Genomic DNA, 23167 nt, shown 5'->3' on the forward strand with positions numbered 1-23167 from the left:
GTTCAGTCGCGGGGCGGGCGGACCGGCGGGGCGGTCAGCGACTCCGCCGAGCGCGGGCGCGCGCCGGTGGACCCGGCGTCGGCCGGCGGGGCGTCGACCGGCGGGGCGAGCGCGTCCGGGCGGGGCACCCCGCCGATGCCGGACTGCTCGGCGGCGATCTTCTCCTGGAGCCGCAGGATGCCGTGCAGCAGCGCCTCGGGCCGGGGCGGGCAGCCGGGCACGTAGACGTCGACCGGGATGAGCTGGTCGACGCCCTTGGTCACCGAGTAGGAATCCCAGTAGGGGCCGCCGCAGTTGGAGCACGCGCCGAACGAGATGACGTACTTCGGCTCGGGCATCTGGTCGTAGAGCCGCTTGATGGCGGGGGCCATCTTGTCGGTGACCGTCCCGGAGACCACCATCAGGTCGGCCTGCCGGGGCCCGTGCGCGAAGGGGATCACGCCCAGCCGCATGAAGTCGTGCCGGCCCATGCTGGTGGCGATGAACTCGATCGCGCAGCAGGCCAGGCCGAAGTTGAAGACCCAGAGCGAGTAGCGGCGGCCCCAGTTCAGCACGAACCGGATCGGCTCGCCGAGCACTGCCGGCACCTGCACGACCGCCCCCTTCCCGAAGCCCGCCACCAGTCAACCACAGTCCGCGGTGGCGCCCACCGGTCGCTCCGCCCGGCCGGCGGACGGCACCGCGACGGTGGAGAACGTCGTCTCCTCGGCGGCCGGCCGGGCGACCGCCGAGGTCAGCCGCCGACAGTCACCAGGTGGGGCGTTGCAGCAGGCCGACGAACTCCACCAGCAGCCGCTCCCGCAGCGCGGGCGGCGCGGCGTCGAGCAGCGTGTTGACCACCGCCGTCCGCCCGGGCAGCGGCCCGCCCGGCGCGCTGGCGTCGGCCGGAGCGGCGGCGGCGTCGGTGCCGGCGTCGGCCGGGACGGTCAGGCCCAGCCCGGCGGCGAGACCGGCGACCAGCTCCGGGGTGAGCGCCTCCGGGGTCAGCGTGCCGGCCAGGGCGAGCAGTTCGGCGGGGAGCGCGACCGGCCCGGCGGCCCGCGCGGCGGCCACCGAGTCGGCCAGGTCCGGGCCGAACTCGGCCACCCGGGGCGCCACCGCGGCCGTCACCGTCAGGTGCACGCTGCGCGGCAAATCGGCGTACGACTGTTGGGGCTGGGTGTGCCAGCCCCGGGCGGCCAACTCGTCGACCAGGACGAAGAGGTCGAGCCCGGGGTCGGTGGAGGTGAAGCAGACGACTGTCGACTCCGGCTCGGCCATGAGCCGCAGCCCGTCGACCGCGCGGACGGCGTCGGCCAGGCCGGCGGCGGCGTCCCGGGTGACCGCCGCGAGCCGCAGGTAGCCGTCGTCGCCGAGGTGCCGCACGGTGGCGTACGCGGCGGCGATCGGCCCGCCGGAGCGGGTGGAGGCGATCACCGGGTTGACCATCGTGTAGCCGGGCCAGTCCGCGTACGCGAAGTACTGCGGGGCGCGCAGCGCGGGCTCGCGGTGCAGCAGCACCGAGACGCCCTTCGGGGCGTACGCGTACTTGTGCAGGTCCACCGAGATCGAGGTGACCCCGGCGACGGCGAAGTCGAACGGGGGCACCTGCGCCCCGAGCCGGCGCAGGTACGGCAGGGTCCAGCCGCCGAAGCAGGCGTCCACGTGGCAGCGCACCCCGGCCTCGGCCGCCGCGGCGGCGATCTCGGTGACCGGGTCGATGACGCCGTGCGCGTACGAGGGGGCGGAGCAGACCACCAGCACGGTCTCCGGGCCGATGGCGGCGGCCACGTCGGCGGCGGCGGGCCGCAACGTCCGCGCCGACACGGGCACCGTGTCCACGGCGACCCGCAGGTAGTGCGCCGCCTTGGCGAACGCGGCGTGCGCGCTGGCCGGCACCACGATCCGGGGCGCGGCGATCTCCGGGTGGGCGTCGCGGGCGGCCTTCACGGCCAGGATCAGCGACTCGGTGCCGCCGCTGGTGACGCTGCCGACGACGTCGGGGGCGGCGCTGCCGGGGCCGCCGCCGAGCAGCCGGGCGGCCGCGCCGACCAGCGCGTTCTCCATCGCCAGCAGGGACGGGAAGGCGGTCGGGTCGAGCCCGTTGACGTGCGCGCTGCCGGCGTACGCGGCGGCGGCCAGCTCGTCCAGCCCGGGCACCGCCGGGTCGTAGACGTACGCGAACAGCCGCCCCCCGTGGGTGGGCCGGTCGGCGGCCCGCAGCGCCCGCACCTCCGCCAGCACCCGCTCGGCGGGCAACCCGTTGCCGGGCAGCGCGCGCCGGCCGGCTTCCTCGTCGGTCATGGAGTCGTGCTGCCTTTCCGTGGGGTTCAGCGGTGGTCGTCCACCACCACAACCGGGTGACCGGCGGGGCGGGACACGGCCTCGGCCTGGGCGTCGGCCAGCCGGGCGGGGGTCAGGTCGTAGGGACGCAGGAGCAGGACGGCCAGGCCGACCAGGAGGGCGGGCAGCACGGTGAAGCCGAGCAGGATGCCGAGCCGGGCGGTGTCGGACTGGGCCGCCGACGTGCCGGTGTCGGAGGAGACGTAGCCGCTGAGCTGGAGCACCAGGCCGAAGATGCCCGGCCCGAGGGCCAGCCCGAAGGTCTCGCCGGCCGTCCAGAGGCCGGTGAAGACTCCCGCCTGCCGCCGGCCGGTGCGCGCCGTGTCGTACGCGATGCAGTCGGGGAGCATGGCGAGGGCGAACACCTGCTGCCCGGCGTACCCGACGCCGATCAGCGCGACCAGGAGGTAGACCACGGGCGCGGGCAGCACCGGCGCGGCGACCAGGGCCAACGCGCCCGCCGCGAAGATCAGTGACGCGGCGACCAGGGCGGCGAGCTTGCCGATCCGTGCCCCGACCCGGGTCCACAGCGGCATCACCAGCAGCGCCGGCCCGACGAAGCAGGCGAACAGGATGGTCGGCCCGCCCTCGGAGTCCCGCAGGATCTGGTCGGCGAAGTAGTTGACCCCGGCGAGGACGGTGGCCACCCCGGCGGACTGCACCACGAAGCAGAGCAGCAGCGCCCGGAACGGCCGGTTCCGGGTGGCGACGGCGAGCTGGGCGCGCAGCGTCGGCTCGCTCTCCCCCACCGTGCCGACGGGCGCGGAGCGGGTGCCGAGGAACGCGCCGACCGCCCCGAGCACGATCAGCCCGGCGACGAAGAGCCCCATCCAGCGGTGCCCCGGGACGCCTCCGCCGCCGGCGTCGCGCACCAGCGGGGCCACCGCGCCGGAGACCAGGATGGCCAGCGCCAGCACCGCGATCCGCCAGGTCATCAGCCGGGTACGTTCGGCGTAGTCGCCGGTCAGCTCGGCCGGCATCGCCACGTACGGCACCTGGAAGAAGGCGAACGCGGTGGCGGCGGCGAGGAAGGCGACCGCCACGTACGCCCCGGCGGCCGGCCCGGCGCCGAACGGCGCGGCGAAGATGGCGGCGAAGCACGCGCCGAGCGCGAGCCCGGCGCCCAGCAGGTACGGCCGGCGGGCGCCCCAGCGCGACCGGGTGCGGTCGGAGATCCGGCCGGCGACCGGGTTGACCAGCACGTCCCACGCCTTCGGCAGGAGCACCAGCAGGGCGGCGGCGCCCGCCGCGACGCCGAGCGTGTCGGTGAGGTACGGCAGCAGGAGCAGGCCGGGCACGGTGCCGAACGCGCCGGTGGCCAGCGACCCGAGCGCGTAGCCGGCGTGCACCCGGCGCGGCAGCACGCCCGACGCGGATGAGCCGGCTCCACCCGGCGGCGCTTCCATGGGGCCGAATGTTACTCACGTTATGGCTCTGGTCACATCCCCTCTTCCGGGAGCCAGCTCGCCGCCGTCATGTCGACCCCGGCCTCGCGCAGCGGCGTCCCCTCGGCCCGCAGCCGGGCCCGCGCCTCGCGCTCGTGACCGGGTGGCAGCCGGCCCGCCGCGTTCACCACCCGGTGCCAGGGCACTCCCCCGCCGTGCCGGGCCATGATCGAGCCGACCAGCCGGGCGGAGGTCCGCCCCGACCGCTCGGCCAGCGCGTCGGCGACCGCCCCGTACGACATCACCCGGCCGGGCGGGATCCGCTCGACAAGTTCCAGCACCGCCTCGACGTACTCGTCAGGTCTCACGACCGGCCACGATATGAGAAGCCGACCGGGTGTGCCGGAACCGACCGCGCAGAATAGGCGGGTGCGCGACGTAGTCACGGCGGCCCGGCGGGTCGTCGTCAAGATCGGATCCTCCTCGTTGACCACCGCCGGCGGCGGCCTGGCCGACGAGCGGGTCGACGCGCTGGTCGGCAGCCTGGGCCAGCTCGCCGCCGAGGGCCGGGAGGTCGTGCTGGTCAGCTCCGGCGCGATCGCCGCTGGCCTCGCGCCGCTCGGGCTGTCCCGGCGTCCGCGCGACCTGGCCACCCAGCAGGCCGCCGCCAGTGTCGGGCAGGGCCTGCTGATCGGCCGGTACGCGACCGCCTTCGCCCGGCACGGGCTGACCGTCGGGCAGGTCCTGCTCACCGTCGACGACGTGACCCGGCGGGCGCACTACCGCAACGCGTACCGCACCCTGCGCAAGCTGCTCGACCTGCGGGCGGTGCCGATCGTCAACGAGAACGACACGGTCGCCACCGAGGAGATCCGGTTCGGCGACAACGACCGGCTGGCCGCCCTCGTCGCCGCCCTGGTCCACGCCGACCTGTTGGTGCTCCTCTCGGACGTGGACGCCCTCTGGACCGGCGACCCCACCCGCCCGGGCTCCAGCCGGATCAGCGAGGTGCACGACGAGCGGGACCTGAGCGGGGTCGACATCGGCGGCGCCGGCCGGGCCGGGGTGGGCACGGGCGGCATGGTGACCAAGGTGGAGGCGGCCCGGATCGCCACCGGCTTCGGCATCCCGGTGGTGCTGACCGCCGCGCCGCTGGCCGCCCCCGCGCTGGCCGGCGAGCCCGTCGGCACGCTGTTCCACCCGAGCCGCCGACGCCCGGCGGCCCGGCTGTTCTGGCTGGCCCACGCGACCTCGCCCCGGGGTCGGCTGCACCTCGACCCGGGCGCGGTCGCGGCGGTGGTGGGGCGCCGCAAGTCGTTGCTGCCCGCCGGGATCACGGCCGTGGACGGGGCGTTCACCGCCGGTGACCCGGTCGACCTGGTGGACTCCGAGGGCGCACCCGTCGCCCGGGGGCTGGTCAACTACGACGCGGTCGAGCTGCCCGGACTGCTCGGCCGCTCCACCACGGAACTCGCCGCGGCGCTCGGCCCGGCGTACGAGCGTGAGGTAGTCCACCGCGACGACCTGGTTCTGCTGTAAGGAAGGGCACCTTGTTATCGGATTTCGTATAGCAGGGGGCCCTTCCTATCGACTGAGGAGATGAGAGCGGCGATGAGCGTGAGCGAGCAGGCCCGGCGGGCACGTACGGCGGCGGAGGCGTTGGCCGTCGCCACGCGTACGGCCAAGGACGCCGCGTTGGTGGCGATGGCCGACGCGCTGGTGGCGCGTACGCCGGAGATCCTGGCCGCGAACGCCACGGACCTGGCGGCCGGGCGCGAGGCCGGGCTGAGCGCGGCCGTGCTGGACCGGCTCGCCCTCGACGCGGGGCGGGTGGCGGGCATCGCCGACGCGCTGCGCCAGATGGCCGCGCTGCCGGACCCGGTGGGCGAGGTGGTCCGGGGCTCGACCCTGCCCAACGGGCTGGAGCTGCGCCAGATCCGGGTGCCGTTCGGCGTGGTGGGCATCATCTACGAGGCCCGGCCGAACGTGACGGTCGACGCCGCCGGCATCTGCCTGAAGTCGGGCAACGCGGCGCTGCTGCGCGGCTCCTCGTCGGCGGCCCACTCCAACGCCGCCCTGGTCGCGGTGCTGCGCGACGCCGTCGCCGGGGCCGGCCTGCCGGCGGACGCGGTGCAGCTGCTCGACGCCACCACCCGTGACTCGGTCAAGGAGCTGATGCGCGCCCGGGGCCTGGTCGACGTGCTGATCCCGCGCGGCGGCGCGTCCCTGATCCGCACGGTCGTCGAGGAGTCCACCGTGCCGGTGATCGAGACCGGCGTCGGCAACTGCCACGTCTACGTCGATGCCGCCGCGGACCTGTCCAAAGCCCTCGCGATCACGCTGAACGCGAAGACCCAGCGGCTGTCCACCTGCAACACCGCCGAGTCGCTGCTCGTGCACGCGGCGGTCGCCGACGCCTTCCTGCCGCCGGTGCTGGCCGCCTTCGCCGAGGCGGGCGTCACGGTGCACGGCGACGACCGGGTCGCCGCCCACTCGGCGTCGGTGGTGCCGGCCACCGACGAGGACTTCGCCACCGAGTACCTCTCCGCCGACATCTCGGTCGCCGTCGTCGACTCGCTCGACGCGGCGGTCGCGCACATCCGGCGGTACGGCACGGGCCACACCGAGGCGATCGTCACCGACTCGACAAGCGTCGCCCGGGAGTTCGTGGCCCGGGTGGACGCGGCGGCGGTGATGGTCAACGCCTCGACCCGGTTCACCGACGGTGGCGAGTTCGGCTTCGGCGCCGAGATCGGCATCTCCACGCAGAAGCTGCACGCGCGCGGTCCGATGGGCCTGCCCGAGCTGACCTCCACGAAGTACGTGGTCACCGGGGACGGCCACCTGCGCGGGTGACGGTGCCCGGTGGCGGCCGTGCCGGGGATCACCGTGTCCGCGGTGGCGGGGCAGCCCGCCGCGATGTGGCTGGCCGTTACGCTGGTGCGGGTTCGGCGCGGCTTGTCTTGGGGAGGCGGCATGCTGGGCGAGGAAGCCCTGGAGCGGCAACTGGCACAGACGCGGGCCGCACTGCGTGAGGTCAGTGGCGGCGCCGTGCCCCGGGAACGGGCGGAGTCGGTGGCCGAGGCCGCCGACGGCCGGATCCGGGTCACCCTCGGTGGTGACGGCCGGGTCAGCGCCGTCGAGATCGACCCCCGGGTGCTCCGGGAGGGCTCGGAATACCTCGCCGACGAGCTGCGCCAGGCCGTCAACACGGCGCTCGACGCCCAGGACGACGGCGCCGTCGCAGCCGAGCCGATGCCCGACCTCGCCGCGCTGAACTCCACCATCGAGCGCCTCCAGGACCAGGGCCTGCGGCAGATGCGGGAGATCAGCCAGGCCGTCAGCGAGACAATGCGAAAACTGCACGGGAGCTGAACGTGGAGAGCCTCGACGTCGACATCGACGCGCTGGGTCGCGGCGCGAACGAGCTGGAGCAGGCCAAGGAGTCCGTCCGCCAGGTCTTCGAGGGCTTCCAGGCAACGGTCGGCGGCTACGCCGAGGCCTTCGGCGGCGACGACATCGGGTCGCTGCTGGGCATCGCCCACCAGGCGTGCGTGGACGCGCTGGCCGAGTGCCTCAGCACCAACATCACCGAGCTGGAGAGCTACGTCGACGGGCTGCGCGGGATGGCCGACGGCTACCGGGCCGCCGAGGAGAACGCCGCCGCCTCCTTCCGCTCGCTCTTCGGCTCGCTGGGTGGCTGAGCCGCCCCGACCACGAAAGGAGCCGCGGTGGGTCTGACGATCCCGGGCGAGCTCGCCTCCCTGCTCTCGATGCTCGGCTACGAGTGGCCCCAGTCCGACGAGACGGCGATCTTCCAGCTCGCCGGGGAGTGGACCGGCATGTCCGGCCGGATCTCCGGCTCGGTCGCGCAACTGGAGTCGGCGGCGCGGACGGTGCTCGACAACAACCGGGGCGAGAGCTTCACCGCGTTCGCCGGGGAGTGGAACGACGGCGAGTCGGCGGCGCGCAACATCGCGGACGTCGCCCGCCCGGCCACCGTCATCGGCGTCGGGCTGATGGTCGCGGCGGGCGTGGTGCTGGCCCTGAAGATCCAGGTGATCATCCAGTTGGCGCTGCTGGCGATCCAGATCGCCCAGGCGATCGTGACGGCGGCCGTCACCTTCGGAGCCTCCCTCCTCCAGATCCCGATCTTCAAGATGATCACCGGCTTCATCATCGACACGCTCATCGGCATGGCCGTGGAGACGGTGCTCAATGGTTAGGAAGCGGACCACTCCGCCGCGGCAGACGCAGGCCAGGGGTGCCCGCGTCGTCTCCGCGTACCTGGAGAACGCCGACGTCTTCCGCACGGCCAAGGCGGCCGGCACGAAGCCGAACGGCCCGGCGGTGCTGGTGCTGAAGAACCGGCCGGACTTCGACAAGCGCGACTTCGACCGCAAGGCGCGGGACCTCGCCCGGCTCGGGCAGGAGGGCAAGCTGAAGAAGGCGCCGTCGGACCGGGACAGCAACAAGGTCTACGACCCGTCGACCGGCAAGCGCCGCACCCGCACCAACATCTACCGCGACCGGATGATCCGCAACCTGACCAAGGACGGCCGCCTCACCCAGGACAAGGGCACGCCCGAGACGAACAAGTACCTCGCCAACAAGAACGTGGTGGAGCGCCTCTACGCCGGCAAGGGGCCGATCACCGCCCGGGGCCAGGGCTACGACCCCGACCACATCCAGGAGCTGCAACTGGACGGAACGGACACGTACGATAACCTCAGGCCGATGGACGCCTGGACGAATCGCCAGCTCGGCAGCGACATCTCCGTCGCGCTGCGCGACGTTCCCGAGGGCACACCGGTCATCGTCAAGGTGATCCCGTGACCAGCCCGCAGGACCCGGCGCGCCTGGACGGCATCCGCGAGAAGCTCGCGCTGCTGCGGCGCCTGGAGGCCGAGCGCGGCTTCGGCGTCGTCATCGGCGAGCCCACCCCGCTGGAGCCGATCCCCGACCTGCCCGGGCTGGCCGAGGTCTACAGCCTGTTCGGCCGGCTGGCGGGCGACAACTTCCGGTTCGACCCGCCCGAGGCGATCCTCAGCCCGGCGGCCTGGGCGGCCCGCGTCGTGGACGAGGACGACCCCATGGGCAGCCCGCTCGCGGTCGGGCACGAGGTGCACAGCATCCCGCCGAAGCTGCGCGGCGACATCGCGTCCGGCGCGCCGATCTACCTCGACACCGCCGACCTCGACGTCTACTGGATGGAGCCGGACGACTACGTCTTCCAGTACGAGCACCCCGACGAGGACGTGGAGTTCACCGTCATCGCCGGCGACCCGGTCACGTTCTTCGACGAGCACGTGCTCGGCCCCGGCTACCCGGAGCTGGTCGCCGTCGTTCTCGGCCCCGGCGTCCGGGACCGGCGGCTGCGCACGGGCCGGCACGCCGGCGAACACGCCGACAACTGGCGACGCCTGCTGGTCGCCGCCGGTCTGGCGTCCTGACGCCGCCCCACGTCCGCCGTCCGGACGCCGCCGCCTCCGGCGCGCCGCCCGCCGCCCGCACCCCGAGACGCGAAGGACCACCGATGGCCGCTGACCCCCGGTTCCGCTCACTGTGGAACGAGGACGAGCTCATCCCGTACCCGCGCGAGGCGTGGCTGGAGGGCGGATTCGGCCCCGACCTGCTGCCGGCGGGCGACGAGATCCCGCTCGACGTGGCGGTCGTCTACACCGCCTTCCTGGAAGGCGACATCGAGCTGTTCGACACCATCCAGCTCAGCACCGAGGACGGCTCGCTGGACCTCCGGCTGATCGTGGTCGGGGCGGTCGCCGACAACCCCGACCTGCTCTACGTGCTCGATCCGAAGACCGGCGAGATCCTCCAGTTCGACCTGGCGCAGCAGGACGTCCAGGCCGTGAACAGCAACTTCCGCACCTTCGTCGAGTTCCTCTACCAGTTCGCCCTCTTCGTCGAGGCCGACGAGGGCAAGCCGGGCCGGGCCGAGCGGGCGGAGACGTTGCGCACCGTGCTGGAGAGCATCGACCGGGCCGCGTTCGCGCCCGACGCCTGGTGGCCGCTGGTGATCAGCCAGCTCAGATAGGTCTGGTCAGGTGGGTGTCAGCGGCAGGCCCGGATCGCGCGCAGCGTGGTGTGCACGTCGAACTGGTGCCCGTCGTCGCTCTCCCATCCGCCGTCGCTGCGCTGGGTCTCGGTCAGCCGGCGGCGCGCCCGCGCCATGAGCCAGTCCTCTCCGTCGATGCCGGCGCGGCGCAGCGTCGCGGCGAGCCACGCCACGTCGCTCGGGGACAGCTCCGGCATCCGCTCGGCGAGGATCACCTGGATCCGCGCCGCCTCGTGGAACATCTCCTGCCGGTGCAGGACCGCCGCGCTGAGCCAGCCGGCGGGCAGGAAGGACGGCCAGCCGCCGTCCGGGCGCAGCCGGGCGACCAGCGACTGCGCGGAGGCGTGCACGACACCCGCGTACGCGCCGCCGACCCGGTGGTCGAGCGGCCCGGCGGCGCGGGCGTCCAGGCCGGCGACGGTCAACCAGAAGCCGGCGTTGGCGGTCAGGTAGAACCCGGCCTCGGGGTCGCCCGGCCGGGCCCACTCGGGGGCGTGGCCGGCCAGCGCCGGATCCTCCTCCCAGCCGCCGTCGCGCAACTGCCGGGCGGCCAGCCAGTCCAGCGCCCGGCGGGCGGCCGGGCGGCCGAGCGCCCCCAGGTCGTCCAGCTCGGACAGGCGGAAGCAGGTGGCGTCCACCGAGGCGATCCCGACGCCCAGCGTCGCCGGCCAGCCACCGCCGGGTGCCTCGCCGACCTCCGCGTCGTCGAGCAGCTCGGGCGGCGGCGCGGCGCCGGTGCGCAGCCGGGACAGCCGGGCGCGCTCCACGGTGTCCCCGTGCGCCACGACGAATCCGACCGCGGCATCGATGTCGACCACGGCGGCAACGCTACCGGCGGGAATGCGATCCCGCCTCGCCGAATCGGCCGAGGTCACAGGGGTCGGGACGGCCCGCCGTGACCTCGGCCGAGGGGCTCAGTACGCCGGCAGCGACGGGTCGATCTGCTTGATCCAGGACAGCACGCCGCCCTGCACGTGCACCGCGTCACGGAACCCGGCGGCCTTGAGCGCGGCGAGCGCCTCGGCCGAGCGGACCCCGGACTTGCAGTGCAGCACGATCTGCCGGTCCTGCGGCAGCTTGGCCAGCGCCTCGCCCGAGATGATCTCGCCCTTGGGGATCAGCGTCGCGCCGGGGATCCGGACGATCTCGTACTCGGCCGGCTCGCGGACGTCGACGAGGAAGATGTCCTTGCCCGCGTCCTGCCACTCCTTGAGCTCCAGGGCGGTGATGGTCGCGTCGACCACCGCCTCCTGGGCCTCCACCGACACCGCGCCGCAGAAGTCCTCGTAGTCCTCCAGCAGGTCGGTGACCGTCGGGTTCTCGCCGCAGAGCACGCAGTTCGGGTCCTTGCGGACCTTGATCTTGCGGTAGCTCATCTCCAGGGCGTCGTAGACCATCAGCCGGCCGACGAGCGGCTCCCCGATGCCGGCGAGCAGCTTGATCGCCTCGTTGACCTGGATCGACCCGATCGACGCGCAGAGCACGCCGAGCACGCCACCCTCCGCGCAGGAGGGCACCATGCCGGGCGGCGGGGGCTCCGGGTAGAGGCAGCGGTAGCAGGGGCCGTGCTCGGCCCAGAACACCGACGCCTGGCCGTCGAAGCGGTAGATCGACCCCCACACGTACGGCTTGCCGAGCAGCACCGCCGCGTCGTTGACCATGTAGCGGGTGGCGAAGTTGTCGGTGCCGTCGACGATCAGGTCGTAGCGGGAGAAGATGTCCCGCACGTTCTCCCGGTCCAGCGCGGTGTTGTGGATCTCCACGTTGACCAGCGGGTTGATCTCGCGGATCGAGGCCGCCGCCGACTCGGCCTTGGAGCGGCCGACGTCGGAGACGCCGTGGATGATCTGGCGCTGGAGGTTGGACTCGTCGACGGTGTCGAAGTCGATGATGCCCAGGGTGCCGACCCCCGCGGCGGCGAGGTACATCAGCGCCGGCGAGCCGAGACCGCCGGCGCCGACACAGAGCACCCGGGCGTTCTTCAGCCGCTTCTGCCCCTCGACCCCGACGTCCGGGATGATCAGGTGGCGCGAGTAGCGGCGGATCTCGTCAACGGTCAGCTCGGCGGCGGGCTCGACGAGCGGGGGCAGCGACACGGTGGACTCCCCGGGATCGGCTATGGCGAACCGGGCCATTGTCGCTCGCACCAGGGGCGACCTGCCATGAGGAGTGACACGTCGCCCGCACTGCGGGACCGGGAATAACTCAGATGCCGGGGACGATCTCGCCCTCGTACCGGGAGCCGTCGACGTACGGCCAGGCGTTGGCGGCGCAGCCGTCCAGGCCGTACGTCTGCTGCTGCATCACCGGCGCCGGCTGGCCGGGCCCCGGGCAGGCCTGGTGCACCTCGCCGAACTCGTGCCCCACCTCGTGGTTGACGACGTAGGCGCGGTAGGTCTCCAGCGGCGCGCCGTAGTCCGGAACGGCCTCCAGCCAGCGCGCCAGATTGATGATCACCTGACCGGGGAGGCGGCAGGAGGTGTAGCCGTCGGTGCTCAGCCCGCCCTCGGCGCACATCCGCTCCGAGGTGCCGGGGGTGGCCAGGTAGACGGTGAAGTCGGCCTCGCCCGCCTCCGCCACCCGCTGCACCCGCAACTCCTCCGAGGCGATCCAGCCGCGCGGGTCGGCCAGCACCCCGTCGACGGCCACGGCGAAGGCGGCGGCGTCCTGGCCGGTGTCCTGCTCGACGGCCACCTGGTAACGCCGCAGCGGCCCGTCGGTGCCCCACACCGGGGAGTCGCCGGGCGCGGGAGTGAAGCCGCCCGGCCCCGTCCGGGGATAGCTGGAGGGCCGCGGCCGCTCGACCGGCACCGCCTCGGACGAGGTCCCGCCCCGAGGGCTGCCGGCCGGGTCGGCCGCCTGCTCGCCGGCCCGGGCCAGCGCCACGGTGGCGGTCGCCGCGAGCACCAGGAGGACGCCGAGCCCCACCACCCGACGGTCCCGCAACGGTGCCGTCGGCCACCGCGGCCCTGCTGGTCGGGGCGGTGCCGCCGAGGACGACGAGTCGTGCGATGTCGGTTCGGGTGGGGACGACAACGTCATGACATGAGAATCCCACGCCAATCGGTCAGGCGATCGCAACTAACGTAATTCGGACTCGCGTACTCCGGTTGATGGAGCCCGGCCCGCCGCGGCCTGGAAGGTCAGAGCCGAGGGCCCGCGTAGCGGCGACCGTCCCGGTACGGCCACGGGTTGGCCACGCAGCCGTTCAGGAAGAGCGTCTGCTGCATCATCACCGGCGCCACCCGGCCCTTGCCCGGGCAGCGCTCGTGCCGGTGCCCCAACTGGTGGCCGACCTCGTGGTTCACCACGTACGTCCGGTAGACCGAGAGCGGCACCTTCGCGCTGACGAAGTGCGGCACCGAGAGCCGCCAGCGATCCAGGTTGATGATCACCTTGCCCGGCGCCCGGCACGACGTGTACGGCCGCCCGCCCACCCGGATGTTCACCCCGCCGGCGGCACACATCCGACCCGCCGTCCGGGCGGTGGCGAGGTAGACCGTGAAGTCGTGCCGGGAGCCGCCGGCCACCTGCTGCAACCGCAGCCCGCCGTCGACCCAGCTCCCCGGCCCCGCGAGCGCCCGCTCGACGGCGGACGCGAACTCGCCGGCGTCCTCGCCGGCGCCCGACTCCACGGCCACCCGGTAGCGGCGCAGCGTGCCGGTGTCACCCAGCACCGGGCCCACCCGGTCGTCGTAGCCGAAGCTGCCCCGGCCCGCCGAGGGCACCGGCCCGGGCAGCCGGAGCACGGCCGGCGGGGACGTCGGGGCGGACGGGGACGTCGAGGCGGACGGGGACGTCGGGGCGGACACGGCCGGCAACGACGAGGCCGCCTCCGGCGCGGGCCCCGGGCCGAACTGCTCGGCGGTGAGCACCTCCGCCTCGCCGGCCGCGCCCCGCCGGTCGGCGATCAGCGCAACCGCCGCGCCGACCGCCAGCACGAGCGCGACCAGCTGGGCGAGGTGTCGCCGACGCGCCGGACGGCGGTGCCGCGGGCGGGTCAGGTCCCGGTCGTCAGCCGGTGCCGGCGCCCGTACGGAGGCACGACGACGGCCCTCGGCGCGACTGGCCGCGGCGGGGCGGTGGGCGGGGGGCATCCCGGTCAGCCTGCCATGTCGGACCGCCGCGCGGGGTCCCCCGTTTCGGCGAGCAGGCCCAGCACGGAACGGGCGACCAGGCGCGGAACCTCCAACTGCGCCACGTGGCCGACCCCGTCGAGCATCAGCAGCCGGCTGTCCGGGATGGCCCGGGCCGTCTGCGGCGCCACCCGCACGTCCACCAGCCGGTCGGCCAGCCCGCCGATCACCAGCGTGGGCGCCCGGACCGCCCCGGCCAGCCGCCACAGCGACCCGGGGCCGGGCAGGTAGGACCGCAGGAAGCTGGAGACCAGCCCACGGAACGTCCGGACGTACGCGGCGGCGTGGTGCGGGGTCTCGTGCCGCGCGCGGATCTCCTCCAGCGCCTCCTGCCGGCGCTGGTCGCAGACCCGGGTCAGGTCGGCGACGCACGCCTCCATCACCTGCTGGGCCATCACCTCGGGCGCGACCCGGGCCAGCCGCCAGCCGACCAGGCGCTCGCCCCGGGGGATCGCCAGCACCGGCAGCATCCGACCCTGCAACGAACGCCGGAAGTCGAGGAACGGCAGGGCCGGCGAGATCAGGGTCAGGGTCCGGACCAGGTCCGGCCGCAGCCCCGCCACCTGCACCGACACCGCCCCGCCCAGGGAGTTGCCGAACAGGTGCACCGGGCCCCGGCCGGAGTGCTCGATCCAGCGGATCACCCGCTCGGCGAAGGCCGGCACGGTGTACCGGCGTCCCGGCTCGCTGCGGCCGAACCCGGGCAGGTCGATGGCCTGCCCGTCGAGGTGGTCGGTGAGCAGGCCCGCCAGGTCGGTCCAGTTCTGCGACGAGCCGCCGAGGCCGTGCACGTAGAGCGCCGGCTCCGCGCCGGGTGCGGTGGCCGGCGTGTCCCGGACGTACGTCGTCGTGCCGTCGAGCCGCACCTCCCGCCCCGGCCAGGGCGGCGGGACGGAGTGCACGGGGAGGAGATGGTCCGGCCGGAGGATGGCGCGTTTCATGCCTCCAGTCTGCCGGGGACGCTCAGGCCAGCAGCGCCTCTATCCGGCGGTTGACCGCGGCCAGGGTGGCCCGGACGACCGCCTGCCGGGGGTCACCGGCGACCAGCGCGGAGCCGACGAGCTGCTCCACCCATCCGTCGCAGACCAGCAGGACCACGACGGTGGCCACGTCGCAGTTCCCGAAGGGCACCACCGCGGCGTGCTCGACGAAGCACCGCCCCCGGTCGGCGCCGGGATCGCCGCCGCGCAGCAACTCGTCCACGGCCGCCGCCGCGGCCACCGCGCAGAGTCGCAGCACGTACCCGTCGACGGCCGGCCCGGTCGAATAGCCGGCGGCGCTCTCCCCGCCGGCCAGCAGGCGGACCTCCACGGTGGCGTCGAGCCCGAAGGTGCTCACCTGGACGTGGTCGATCACCACCCGGGGCCCCACCGCGCCGCCGGTGTCCAGCGGCCGGGACGGCGCGGTCTCCGTCGTCGTCACCTGCCCACCGGTGTACGACGTACCGCCGCTGGTCGGGCCGCCGGCCATCCCCGTCGGGGCGCCGGAGATCGAACCCGGTTCCTCCACGGCGGCCCGGCCACGGTGCGGCGCGACGGGCTGCCGGCGCCGACGCGGGGCATCCGGCACCGCCTCAGGACGCTGTTGGACGCGGGCCTGCGGCGCCTCCGGCAGGCTGCCGGGCAGCCGGCCGCCCGGCACCCGGGTCTCGGCGGGCGACGGCTCGGCGACGCGCGGCCCGGCGACTCCCGGTGGCGGGCTGCCCACACCCCGCGGATCCGCCGACCGGCGACGCACCGGCGGAGCGGGCGCGGTCGGGAGGCCGGGCACGTTCTGCGGCGCGGCCGCCAACCCCATCCGGTCCTGGAGCAGGCGGGCGACCTGCCGGCTCACCTCGGCCGGGTCGGCGCCGTCGGCGAGGTCGAGGCGCAGGCTGTGCGCGCCGGCCGGGGTGCGGCGCAGCTCGGCGCCGCGGACGCCGGCCACGTCACGGACGGCGTCGAGGATGGCGTCGACGTCGAAGCCCTCCGGGCGTTCCCGCAGCGGGGCGGGCTCGTCGTCGCGGCGCAGGTGGGTGGCGATGCGGGCGAGTTCCGGGGTCTCGGCGGGGGGCTCCACGGTTGGCGGCTCCGGCACGACGGGCACGTCCGGCTCAGCGGGGACGCGCTGCGGCAACACCGCCGCCGTGGGATCCGACGTCCGGTCGTCGGCGGCCGGCTGGGCTTGTTCGGGGGCGGAACGGCGGGCCGCGTAGGGAGGTGCGCTCGTCGGGGCGGGCGCGGACGGGGTGCGGTCACGCCGCCCGAGCCCGCTGGCGGGGGCCTCGGCGGCGGGACCCGGGGCGGCCGACGGACCGCCCGGAGACTTCGGGGGCGCCTCGCCGCTCTCCGGCCGGAGGCGGAACGGTCGGCTGGCCCGGTCCGGGGTGTCGTCGGCGCGGGCGGCCGCCTCCCCGGTGGCCGGGGCGTACGCCAGCGGGGGTGCGCTCGCCGGCGCGGCCGGCCCACGACCCGCCCAGGCGGGCCGCTCGGCCGGGCCCGGGGCCGGCAGTTCGGCAGTGGGCGCCGTCGCCCGGTCGGCGGGGGCGGCCTGACGCTCGTACGGCGGTCGGGCCATCGAGCCGGCGGGCGAGGCGTCGTAGGGGCGGCCCGGTTCGGCCCGCGAGGGGTCGTAGGGCGGGGTGGCCTCGGCCCGTGGCGGGTCGTACGGCCGGGGTGGCTCCGCGGCCCACGTCGGCGCCTGCTCCTCGCGGGACCGGCGGCCTGCCGACGACCCCGGTTCCTCGCGGGATCCGCGGCCGCCCGCCTCGGGCTCCTCCCGGGATCGACGCCCCGGCGTCTCGGGCTCCTCACGCGACCACGGCGGAGCCCAGGCGGAGGCACCCCAGCTCGGCCGGTTCCAGCTCGGACCGGCCCGGTCCGGTTCGCTCGCGGCGGGCCACCGGGGGGTGTCCGGCTCCGGGTCGGACGACGCCTCCCGGGCGACGCCCGGAGCATGCTCCACCCCGGTTGCCCGGTCGACGTCCGGCGACCGGTCTCCACCGGCTCCGGAGCCCGCGCCGAAGCCACGCCCCGCGCGGTCGGGTCCGGCAGCACCGGACGCGCGGTCGTGTCCGGCAGCACCGGACGCACGGTCGGGTCCGGAAGCGCCTGACGGGCGGTCGGAGACGCCCGGCGCGCGGTCCTGGCCGTATCCGCCCGGGGCACGGTCCGCACGCGGGCCACCCGGCGCCGGGTCCTGGCCGAACTCACCCGACGTGCGGTCCGGGCCGGCGGTCGCCGGGTCGGGGCCCAGGTCGTCGCGGAAGCCGCGGTCCAGCGTGCGGTCGACGCCGGCGAGCCGGTCACCGCCCGGCGCGGTCTCGGCCGGGCGCTCGGCGGCCGGTGGGAAGGAACGCGGGTCGGTGGCCCGCGGGTCCGGCGGGAAGGAGTCTCCCCAGCCGCGCGGCGCGTGGGCGGCCGACGCGGGTTCCTCGGCGACGGGACGGTCGGCGGACGGCGCGTGGAAACCGGGCGTCACCTCGAAGCCGCTGGCGGCCGTGCCCACGGGCGGGACCTGCACGGCTGGCGGCGCCGAGGTGGGCCGGCCGTGGTCGGGCCAGCGGGTCTGCCGCCCGGGGCGCGGGTCGTCGGAGGCGTAGCGGGCGGAGCCGGCTTCGGGGTCGGCGAACCCGGGCTGCTGCCCCGGCGGTTGCTCGGTCACCGGTGCCGGACGCTGCGCCGGCACCACCAGCCGGTCGTTGCCCGGGTCGCGGCGCTGCTCGCCCATGCCGCCGGGCGGGGCGCTGACCGGGGTCCGGCGGTCGGCCGGCACGTCGTCGGCGGAGTGGTCCACGCCGTTGACGCGGTGGCCGTTGGCCCGGGCTGGCGGCTCGGCGGAGGCCGAACCGGGCAGTGGCGGCGGCAGGTCTCCGTGCCGCGTCGACGAGGCGGCCCAGCCGGACGCCGGATCGGGGGGACCCCACGACGGGGCGGGCTCCCGAGGGCCCGAGACCTCCCCGCGCCGGGGCCAACTGGCCGCCTGGGGCGCCCACCCGCTGCCGGAACGGGCCAGGTCGTCCTGCGGACCCGTCCCGTCGCCGTGCTCTCCCGGGGTGGCGGCACCGGGTTGCCCTGTTTCACTCACCGCGCGCTCCTTGGTCGCCCCCGCTGAGGCTACCGTGTGGTGACAGTGGCGATAAGTTACAGCGGCGGGCCAATTCCGCGAGGGGCCCCTGGCCCCGACCGGTTCGGGTGAAATGCCGGCTCGTACGAAGAGACTCGGAGGTTCCCATGACCGCTGTGGGGAACGGTGCTCAGACCGCCGGCCGGCCCACCCGCCTGCCCCGTTCCGCGCGCCGCAAGCAGCTGCTCGCCGCGGCCCAGGAAGTGTTCGTCGCCCAGGGTTACCACGCGGCCGCGATGGACGACATCGCCGAGCGGGCGGGAGTCTCCAAGCCGGTGCTCTACCAGCACTTCCCCGGCAAGATGGATCTCTACCTCGCCCTGCTCGACACGCACTGCGACGCGATCCTCGCGAAGGTGGACGAGGCCATGCGCGGCACCAACGACAACAAGGATCGGGTCGGCGCGTCGGTGCGCGCGTACTTCGACTTCGTCGACCACGAGAGCGAGGCGTTCCGCCTGGTCTTCGAGTCGGACCTGCGCAACGACCCGGCGGTGCGGCAGCGCGTCGAGCGGGTCGAGCAGGGCTGCATCGCGGCGATCACCGACACCATCATCTCCGACACCGGGATCAGCCGGGCGCACGCCGAGCTGCTCGCCTCCGGGCTGGTCGGCGCGGCCGAGACCGCCGCCCAGTTCTGGCTCGCCGGCGGCCGGCAGGTGCCGAAGGCCGAGGCGGAGGCGTTGGTCGGGGCGCTCTCCTGGCGGGGGATCGCCAGCTTCCCGCTGCAAGGTGAGTCAGCCTGAACATCCGGCCCCGAGATCGGATAGCCTTCCCATCGGCGGCTCTTTCGCCCGAATGAGGAGGCACAGTGGAGGTCAAGATCGGCGTGCAGTACGCGCCCCGCGAGCTGGTCCTGGAGAGCGCGCAGTCGCCGGCCGAGATCGAGCAGATCGTGACCGACGCCATCGCCAAGAACGACGGCACCCTCTCCCTGACCGACGAGAAGGGCCGGCGGGTCATCGTGCCGGTCAGCAAGGTCGCCTACGTCGAGATCGCCGAGGCGTCCCCGCGCGCGGTCGGATTCACCGTCCGCTGAGTGGTCCGGTCGGCCGCGACGGGTGACAACGGTCGCCCGTCGCGGACCGCCCCGGGTCGCTCCGGCGGTCAGTTGTTCAGCCCGGCGGCGGTCATCCGCGTGGCGTGTGCCGCGGTCAGCCGCCCGAACAGCCCCGGCACGTCCAGTCGCCCGCCCTGCGCGAGGAGCGCGGAGAACGCCCCCCGCTCCGCGGCGGCCACCCGGCCGGCCTGCGACAGGGCCTCGCCGACCAGCCGCCGCGCCCACATCGACAGCCGGCCGGCCACCCTCGGATCGGCCTCGATGGCCGCCCGGATCTCGGCGACGGCGAAGTCGGCGTAGGACGAGTCGTGCAGCACGTCGAGGACGAGCCCCCGGTCCGGCTCGGCCAGCGCCTCGGCGATCTCCCGGATGAAGTCGTCGGTGATGGCGTCGCCCACGTACGCCTTCGTCACCGCCTCCGCCCAGTCCCTCGGCTCGGTCGAGTCGTGGTAGGCCTGGAGTGGCCCGACGTACGGCGCCATGGCGTCGTCGGGGAGCGCGCCGAGCGCGGTGAGCCGTTCGGCCAGCCGCCGGTAGTTGCCGATCTCGGCGGCGGCCATCTCCCCGAGCGCCGCCCGCCGGCGCAGGTCGGGGGCGAGCCGCGCGTCGACGGCCATCCGTTCGAAGGCGAGCAGCTCACCGAGGGCCACCAGGCCGAGCAGGTCGACGACGGCATGGTCGGGCAGATCGGGCACCAGCGCAGGCTACCGCCCATCGACAAGTCGACGCTAAAGTGATGCAGATCACACCACATGCCCCCGGCGTGGCGCGTGCGCCCCGGAATCAGGACACCCCCTGGCCGGTTCAGGTAGCATGGAGCAGTTGCCGTGGGCGCCGACCTGGCCAGGCTGGTTCAACCGACCAGCCGGCCCGATCGAAGTGTGAGCCCGCGGCGCGCGTGCGGCCCGGTCCGGCAAAGGCAGTCTGCCGCCGACCGTGTGGCCCGCGCCACACCGAACGCGCCCTGAGGACATGGCGGGGCGCACCCACGAGAGGGCACCCCCAAATCCATATGAGCGAGCTGACTCAAGACCTCATGGACGGCCAGGAACTGGCCGCCACCGCTCCGGTGCGCCCGGAGGCACCCACCTTCGCCGAGCTGGGCGCGCGTCAGGAGACCGTCGACGCGCTGGCCGCCGCCGGCATCACCCGCGCCTTCGCCATCCAGGAGTACGCGCTCCCGATCGCGCTGCGTGGCACCGACCTGATCGGCCAGGCGCCCACCGGCACCGGCAAGACCCTCGGCTTCGGCGTACCGCTGCTGGAGCGGGTCTTCGCGCCGGGCGAGGGCGGCGACGGCGTGCCGCAGGCGCTGGTCGTCGTACCCACCCGTGAGCTGGGCATCCAGGTGGCCAAGGACCTCGCCGCCGCCGGCCGGACCCGGGGCGTGCGCGTGCTGCCGATCTACGGCGGCGTCGCGTACGAGCCGCAGGTCGACGCGCTGCGCAAGGGCGTGGAGATCCTGGTCGGCACGCCCGGCCGGCTGCTGGACCTGGCCAAGCAGAAGCACCTGCGCCTGGACCGGGTGCACGCGCTGGTCCTCGACGAGGCCGACCGGATGCTCGACCTGGGCTTCCTCGACGACGTCGAGCGGATCCTCGCCATGCTGCCGGAGGACCGGCAGACCATGCTCTTCTCGGCGACCATGCCGGACCCGATCGTCACCCTCTCCCGGCGCTTCCTGCGCCACCCGGTGACGATCCACGCCGGGCACACCGCCGAGACCGGGCCGTCGCCGCAGACCGAGCAGCTCGCGTACCGCACCCACTCGATGAACAAGATCGAGATCGTGGCCCGGATCCTCCAGGCCGAGGGGCGCGGGCTGACCATGATCTTCACGCGCACCAAGCGGGCCGCCGACCGGGTCGCCGAGGACCTCGACTTCCGGGGCTTCGCCGTCGCCGCCGTGCACGGTGACCTCGGGCAGGGCGCGCGCGAGCGGGCGCTGCGGGCGTTCCGGGCCGGAAAGATCGACACCCTGGTCGCCACCGACGTCGCCGCCCGCGGCATCGACGTCAGCGGCGTCACCCACGTCATCAACTACGACTGCCCCGAGGACCAGGACACCTACACCCACCGGATCGGGCGTACCGGCCGGGCCGGGGCGAGCGGCGTCGCGGTGACCTTCGTCGACTGGGACGACGCGCCCCGCTGGCGGATCATCGACAAGACCCTGGGCCTGGACATGCCGGAGCCCCCGGAGACGTACCACACGTCCCCGCACCTCTACAGCGACCTGCACATCTCCACGGAGGTGAGCGGCACGCTGCCCACCGCCGAGCGCACCCGCGCCGGCCTGTCGGCCGAGGTCGAGGAGGACCTCGGCGGCGGCCGGTCCCGGCGGGGCGAGGGCAGGGGCACGCGCGGCAGCGAGGGCCGCGGTCGCGGGGAGCGCCGTTCCCGCCGCGCCGGCGGCGGCACCGACGCCCCGGCGACGGACACGCCGGCCGACGCCGCCGAGGAGGGCACCCGCACCCCCCGTCGCCGCCGGCGTCGCCGCGCCGGCGAGACCGTCGCCGGTGAGACCGTCACGGGCGAGCCGACCACGGTGATCACCGCCGAGGCCACCGAGACCCCGGCAGCCGCCGAGGGCGAGGCCACGAAGCCGCGCCGCCGCCGGCGCCGTCGTGGTGGCGGTGGCTCCGCCGCCGGTACGCCGGCCGAGGCGACCGCCGACTGACAGCGCACGCATCCGACGTCCCCGTACCGGCCTCCGGTGCGGGGACGTCCGTCTGAAACGGCCGCCCGGGATCTGCGGGGCGCCCGGACCCGACGTGGCATGGCACCCGCACCCCGTACGGGGCGGGCCCGACCGAGCAGGATGATGGAGCAATGCCCGAATCGCTGGACGCCGCCCTGACCGAGGTCCGGGCACTGCTGCTCGACCCCGCGCTCACCCGGGCGGTGGCCGCCGGACGCCGCCGCGGGCACCGGCCCTCGGTGGTCCGCGCCGAACTGCGGCCGGTCGCGCTCAAGGGGGGTGCCCGGTTGCAGATCTCCACCTCCGACGGCTCCCGCCCGTACACCCGCAACGTGGCCCCCGGCCCCGAGGCCGACGCGGCGGTGGACGCGCTGCTGGCGGAGCCGTTCGGCAACTGGCACGTGGAGACGGCCGACGCGACGCTGCAACTGCGGGTCACCAAGTCCGGCGAGGCTCAGGTGCACCGGGCCGCCACGGCCCGGCCCGCCGCCGAACCGGGTGGGCACGACCGGGCGAAGGAGTACCTGCTCGACCCGGGCGACCCGATCTTCGCCGAGATCGGCGGCTCGGCGGCGAAACGACGGCAGGTCGACGCGTTCCTGCGGGCGCTGGCGGCGACCCTTCCCGACGACCTGCCGGGGCCGCTGCGCGTGGTCGACCTCGGCTGCGGCAACGCCTACCTGACCTTCGCCGCGTACCGGTGGCTGGCCCAGCGGGGAATCGACGTCGAGCTGGTCGGCGTGGACGTGCGGGAGGACCAGCGGCGGCGCAACACCGAGCTGGCCGAGCGGCTCGGCTGGGCCGACCGGGTCAGCTTCGTGGCCGGCACGATCGCCGACGCGGTCGTGGAGCCCGCCCCCGACCTGGTGCTGGCCCTGCACGCCTGCGACACCGCCACGGACGAGGCGCTGGCCCGGGCGGTGCGCTGGCGGGCCCGCTGGGTGCTCGCCGCGCCGTGCTGCCATCACGACGTCGCCGCCCAGCTCCGCGCGCGGCCGGCCCCGGCGCCGTACGCGCTGCTGACCCGGCAGGGCATCCTCCGCGAGCGCTTCGCGGACGTCCTCACCGACGCGCTGCGTGCCGGATTGCTCCGGTTGCACGGTTACAAGGCCGAGGTGGTGGAGTTCGTCGACTCCCGGCACACGCCACGCAACCTGCTCGTCCGGGCCCGCCACACCGGCACCGCGCCGACCGCCGCCCAGCGGGCGGAGTACCAGGAACTGGTCGACCAGTGGGCGGTGACGCCACGGCTGGAGACGCTCCTGACGCCCGCCCCGGACGCCGGGCGCGCGCCGAACGCGGAGGCGTGACACGGGCGTCGGCGGCCGTGGTGTGATCCGCGCCATTTCGCGGAGTGGAGAGTCCCGCCGACGGGACGGTCTGGTC

At 74.9% G+C, this 23167-nt stretch carries 22 protein-coding genes and 1 pseudogene; 12 read left to right on the forward strand and 11 right to left on the reverse strand.

Annotated features, from left to right (window positions below):
- Positions 1-2: 2 nt before the first annotated feature.
- From ABZ809_RS11885 to ABZ809_RS11900, 4 genes are all read right to left on the reverse strand, one after another.
- On the reverse strand, positions 3-593 hold the full coding sequence (locus ABZ809_RS11885) for an NADH-quinone oxidoreductase subunit B family protein (RefSeq protein ID WP_357562445.1): 591 nt from the start codon (positions 591-593) through the stop codon (positions 3-5).
- Between the two features lie 154 nt (positions 594-747).
- On the reverse strand, positions 748-2283 hold the full coding sequence (locus ABZ809_RS11890) for an aminotransferase class V-fold PLP-dependent enzyme (RefSeq protein ID WP_357562446.1): 1536 nt from the start codon (positions 2281-2283) through the stop codon (positions 748-750).
- 26 nt (positions 2284-2309) lie between these two features.
- Positions 2310-3728 (reverse strand): MFS transporter, encoded by a 1419-nt coding sequence (locus tag ABZ809_RS11895; protein WP_357562447.1) that lies wholly within the window; start codon positions 3726-3728, stop codon positions 2310-2312.
- A 32-nt stretch (positions 3729-3760) separates the two neighbouring features.
- Positions 3761-4075 carry an MGMT family protein gene (locus tag ABZ809_RS11900; protein WP_357562448.1) on the reverse strand — a complete coding sequence of 105 codons (315 nt, stop codon included), beginning with the start codon at positions 4073-4075 and terminating at the stop codon, positions 3761-3763.
- A 13-nt stretch (positions 4076-4088) separates the two neighbouring features.
- Between ABZ809_RS11900 and proB the strand changes: the two genes are divergently transcribed.
- The 8 genes from proB (at position 4089) to ABZ809_RS11940 (ending at position 9759) form a co-directional block, all read left to right on the forward strand.
- Positions 4089-5246 carry a glutamate 5-kinase gene (proB, locus tag ABZ809_RS11905; RefSeq protein ID WP_357562449.1) on the forward strand — a complete coding sequence of 386 codons (1158 nt, stop codon included), beginning with the start codon at positions 4089-4091 and terminating at the stop codon, positions 5244-5246.
- A 72-nt stretch (positions 5247-5318) separates the two neighbouring features.
- Positions 5319-6563, forward strand: coding sequence for a glutamate-5-semialdehyde dehydrogenase (locus ABZ809_RS11910; RefSeq protein ID WP_357562450.1), 1245 nt, complete (start codon positions 5319-5321; stop codon positions 6561-6563).
- Between the two features lie 120 nt (positions 6564-6683).
- Positions 6684-7082 carry a YbaB/EbfC family nucleoid-associated protein gene (locus ABZ809_RS11915; RefSeq protein WP_357562451.1) on the forward strand — a complete coding sequence of 133 codons (399 nt, stop codon included), beginning with the start codon at positions 6684-6686 and terminating at the stop codon, positions 7080-7082.
- Between the two features lie 2 nt (positions 7083-7084).
- Entirely contained in the window at positions 7085-7411 is a 327-nt protein-coding gene (locus ABZ809_RS11920; protein WP_357562452.1) for a hypothetical protein, read from the forward strand.
- Positions 7412-7438: 27 nt separating this feature from the next.
- On the forward strand, positions 7439-7933 hold the full coding sequence (locus tag ABZ809_RS11925; protein ID WP_357562453.1) for a hypothetical protein: 495 nt from the start codon (positions 7439-7441) through the stop codon (positions 7931-7933).
- Positions 7926-8543: a hypothetical protein gene (locus ABZ809_RS11930; RefSeq protein WP_357562454.1), complete on the forward strand. Its 618-nt coding sequence runs from the start codon at positions 7926-7928 to the stop codon at positions 8541-8543. The genes ABZ809_RS11925 and ABZ809_RS11930 overlap by 8 nt, the downstream gene beginning before the upstream one ends.
- Complete coding sequence (locus tag ABZ809_RS11935; protein ID WP_357562455.1) at positions 8540-9160, forward strand: hypothetical protein; 621 nt, start codon at positions 8540-8542, stop codon at positions 9158-9160. Before ABZ809_RS11930 ends, ABZ809_RS11935 begins: the two co-directional genes overlap by 4 nt.
- 83 nt (positions 9161-9243) lie before the next feature.
- Complete coding sequence (locus ABZ809_RS11940) at positions 9244-9759, forward strand: SUKH-4 family immunity protein (protein ID WP_357562456.1); 516 nt, start codon at positions 9244-9246, stop codon at positions 9757-9759.
- A 17-nt stretch (positions 9760-9776) separates the two neighbouring features.
- Here the strand turns inward: ABZ809_RS11940 and ABZ809_RS11945 are convergent, their stop codons facing one another.
- The 6 genes and pseudogenes from ABZ809_RS11945 to ABZ809_RS11970 all read right to left on the reverse strand — a co-directional run.
- Positions 9777-10655, reverse strand: coding sequence for a prenyltransferase/squalene oxidase repeat-containing protein (locus ABZ809_RS11945; protein WP_357562457.1), 879 nt, complete (start codon positions 10653-10655; stop codon positions 9777-9779).
- Positions 10656-10694: 39 nt separating this feature from the next.
- On the reverse strand, positions 10695-11915 hold the full coding sequence (gene moeZ, locus ABZ809_RS11950) for an adenylyltransferase/sulfurtransferase MoeZ (RefSeq protein WP_357562599.1): 1221 nt from the start codon (positions 11913-11915) through the stop codon (positions 10695-10697).
- 70 nt (positions 11916-11985) lie between these two features.
- Positions 11986-12708 carry a DUF3152 domain-containing protein gene (locus tag ABZ809_RS11955; RefSeq protein ID WP_357562458.1) on the reverse strand — a complete coding sequence of 241 codons (723 nt, stop codon included), beginning with the start codon at positions 12706-12708 and terminating at the stop codon, positions 11986-11988.
- Positions 12709-12923: 215 nt separating this feature from the next.
- Positions 12924-13877: a DUF3152 domain-containing protein gene (locus ABZ809_RS11960; RefSeq protein WP_357562459.1), complete on the reverse strand. Its 954-nt coding sequence runs from the start codon at positions 13875-13877 to the stop codon at positions 12924-12926.
- A gap of 5 nt (positions 13878-13882) precedes the next feature.
- On the reverse strand, positions 13883-14857 hold the full coding sequence (locus ABZ809_RS11965) for an alpha/beta hydrolase (protein ID WP_357562460.1): 975 nt from the start codon (positions 14855-14857) through the stop codon (positions 13883-13885).
- Positions 14858-14879: 22 nt separating this feature from the next.
- A pseudogene (locus tag ABZ809_RS11970) lies at positions 14880-16781 on the reverse strand (hypothetical protein); the annotation flags it as partial.
- Positions 16782-18127: 1346 nt separating this feature from the next.
- Here ABZ809_RS11970 and ABZ809_RS11975 point away from each other — a divergent pair.
- Together ABZ809_RS11975 and ABZ809_RS11980 are read left to right on the forward strand one after the other, a co-directional pair.
- A complete protein-coding gene (locus ABZ809_RS11975) occupies positions 18128-18766 on the forward strand; it encodes a TetR/AcrR family transcriptional regulator (protein ID WP_357562461.1) in 639 nt (212 codons plus the stop codon).
- A gap of 65 nt (positions 18767-18831) precedes the next feature.
- The gene (locus ABZ809_RS11980) at positions 18832-19059 is read left to right on the forward strand and encodes a DUF3107 domain-containing protein (protein WP_357562462.1); all 228 of its coding nucleotides are present in this window, start codon (positions 18832-18834) and stop codon (positions 19057-19059) included.
- Between the two features lie 68 nt (positions 19060-19127).
- Here ABZ809_RS11980 and ABZ809_RS11985 read toward each other — a convergent pair whose 3' ends face one another.
- Positions 19128-19775: a ferritin-like fold-containing protein gene (locus tag ABZ809_RS11985; protein ID WP_357562463.1), complete on the reverse strand. Its 648-nt coding sequence runs from the start codon at positions 19773-19775 to the stop codon at positions 19128-19130.
- Positions 19776-20092: 317 nt separating this feature from the next.
- On the opposite strand from ABZ809_RS11985, the gene ABZ809_RS11990 reads away from it, so the two are divergent.
- Both ABZ809_RS11990 and ABZ809_RS11995 read left to right on the forward strand, forming a co-directional pair.
- A complete protein-coding gene (locus ABZ809_RS11990) occupies positions 20093-21760 on the forward strand; it encodes a DEAD/DEAH box helicase (RefSeq protein ID WP_357562464.1) in 1668 nt (555 codons plus the stop codon).
- A 152-nt stretch (positions 21761-21912) separates the two neighbouring features.
- A complete protein-coding gene (locus ABZ809_RS11995) occupies positions 21913-23091 on the forward strand; it encodes an SAM-dependent methyltransferase (RefSeq protein ID WP_357562465.1) in 1179 nt (392 codons plus the stop codon).
- The last annotated feature ends 76 nt before the right edge of the window (positions 23092-23167 follow it).

The organism is Micromonospora sp. NPDC047074, assembly GCF_040643815.1.
Taxonomy (GTDB): Bacteria; Actinomycetota; Actinomycetes; order Mycobacteriales; family Micromonosporaceae; genus Micromonospora.

What these genes read in the sequence shown, in the direction of transcription:
- ABZ809_RS11890 (WP_357562446.1), bottom strand. Translation starts at nt 2,283, where the DNA reads ATGACCGACGAGGAAGCCGGCCGGCGCGCGCTGCCCGGCAACGGGTTG.
- ABZ809_RS11895 (WP_357562447.1), bottom strand. Translation starts at nt 3,728, where the DNA reads ATGGAAGCGCCGCCGGGTGGAGCCGGCTCATCCGCGTCGGGCGTGCTG.
- proB (WP_357562449.1), top strand. Translation starts at nt 4,089, where the DNA reads ATGAGAAGCCGACCGGGTGTGCCGGAACCGACCGCGCAGAATAGGCGG.
- ABZ809_RS11910 (WP_357562450.1), top strand. Translation starts at nt 5,319, where the DNA reads ATGAGCGTGAGCGAGCAGGCCCGGCGGGCACGTACGGCGGCGGAGGCG.
- ABZ809_RS11915 (WP_357562451.1), top strand. Translation starts at nt 6,684, where the DNA reads ATGCTGGGCGAGGAAGCCCTGGAGCGGCAACTGGCACAGACGCGGGCC.
- ABZ809_RS11930 (WP_357562454.1), top strand. Translation starts at nt 7,926, where the DNA reads ATGGTTAGGAAGCGGACCACTCCGCCGCGGCAGACGCAGGCCAGGGGT.
- ABZ809_RS11940 (WP_357562456.1), top strand. Translation starts at nt 9,244, where the DNA reads ATGGCCGCTGACCCCCGGTTCCGCTCACTGTGGAACGAGGACGAGCTC.
- moeZ (WP_357562599.1), bottom strand. Translation starts at nt 11,915, where the DNA reads ATGGCCCGGTTCGCCATAGCCGATCCCGGGGAGTCCACCGTGTCGCTG.
- ABZ809_RS11960 (WP_357562459.1), bottom strand. Translation starts at nt 13,877, where the DNA reads ATGCCCCCCGCCCACCGCCCCGCCGCGGCCAGTCGCGCCGAGGGCCGT.
- ABZ809_RS11965 (WP_357562460.1), bottom strand. Translation starts at nt 14,857, where the DNA reads ATGAAACGCGCCATCCTCCGGCCGGACCATCTCCTCCCCGTGCACTCC.
- ABZ809_RS11975 (WP_357562461.1), top strand. Translation starts at nt 18,128, where the DNA reads ATGACCGCTGTGGGGAACGGTGCTCAGACCGCCGGCCGGCCCACCCGC.
- ABZ809_RS11990 (WP_357562464.1), top strand. Translation starts at nt 20,093, where the DNA reads ATGAGCGAGCTGACTCAAGACCTCATGGACGGCCAGGAACTGGCCGCC.
- ABZ809_RS11995 (WP_357562465.1), top strand. Translation starts at nt 21,913, where the DNA reads ATGCCCGAATCGCTGGACGCCGCCCTGACCGAGGTCCGGGCACTGCTG.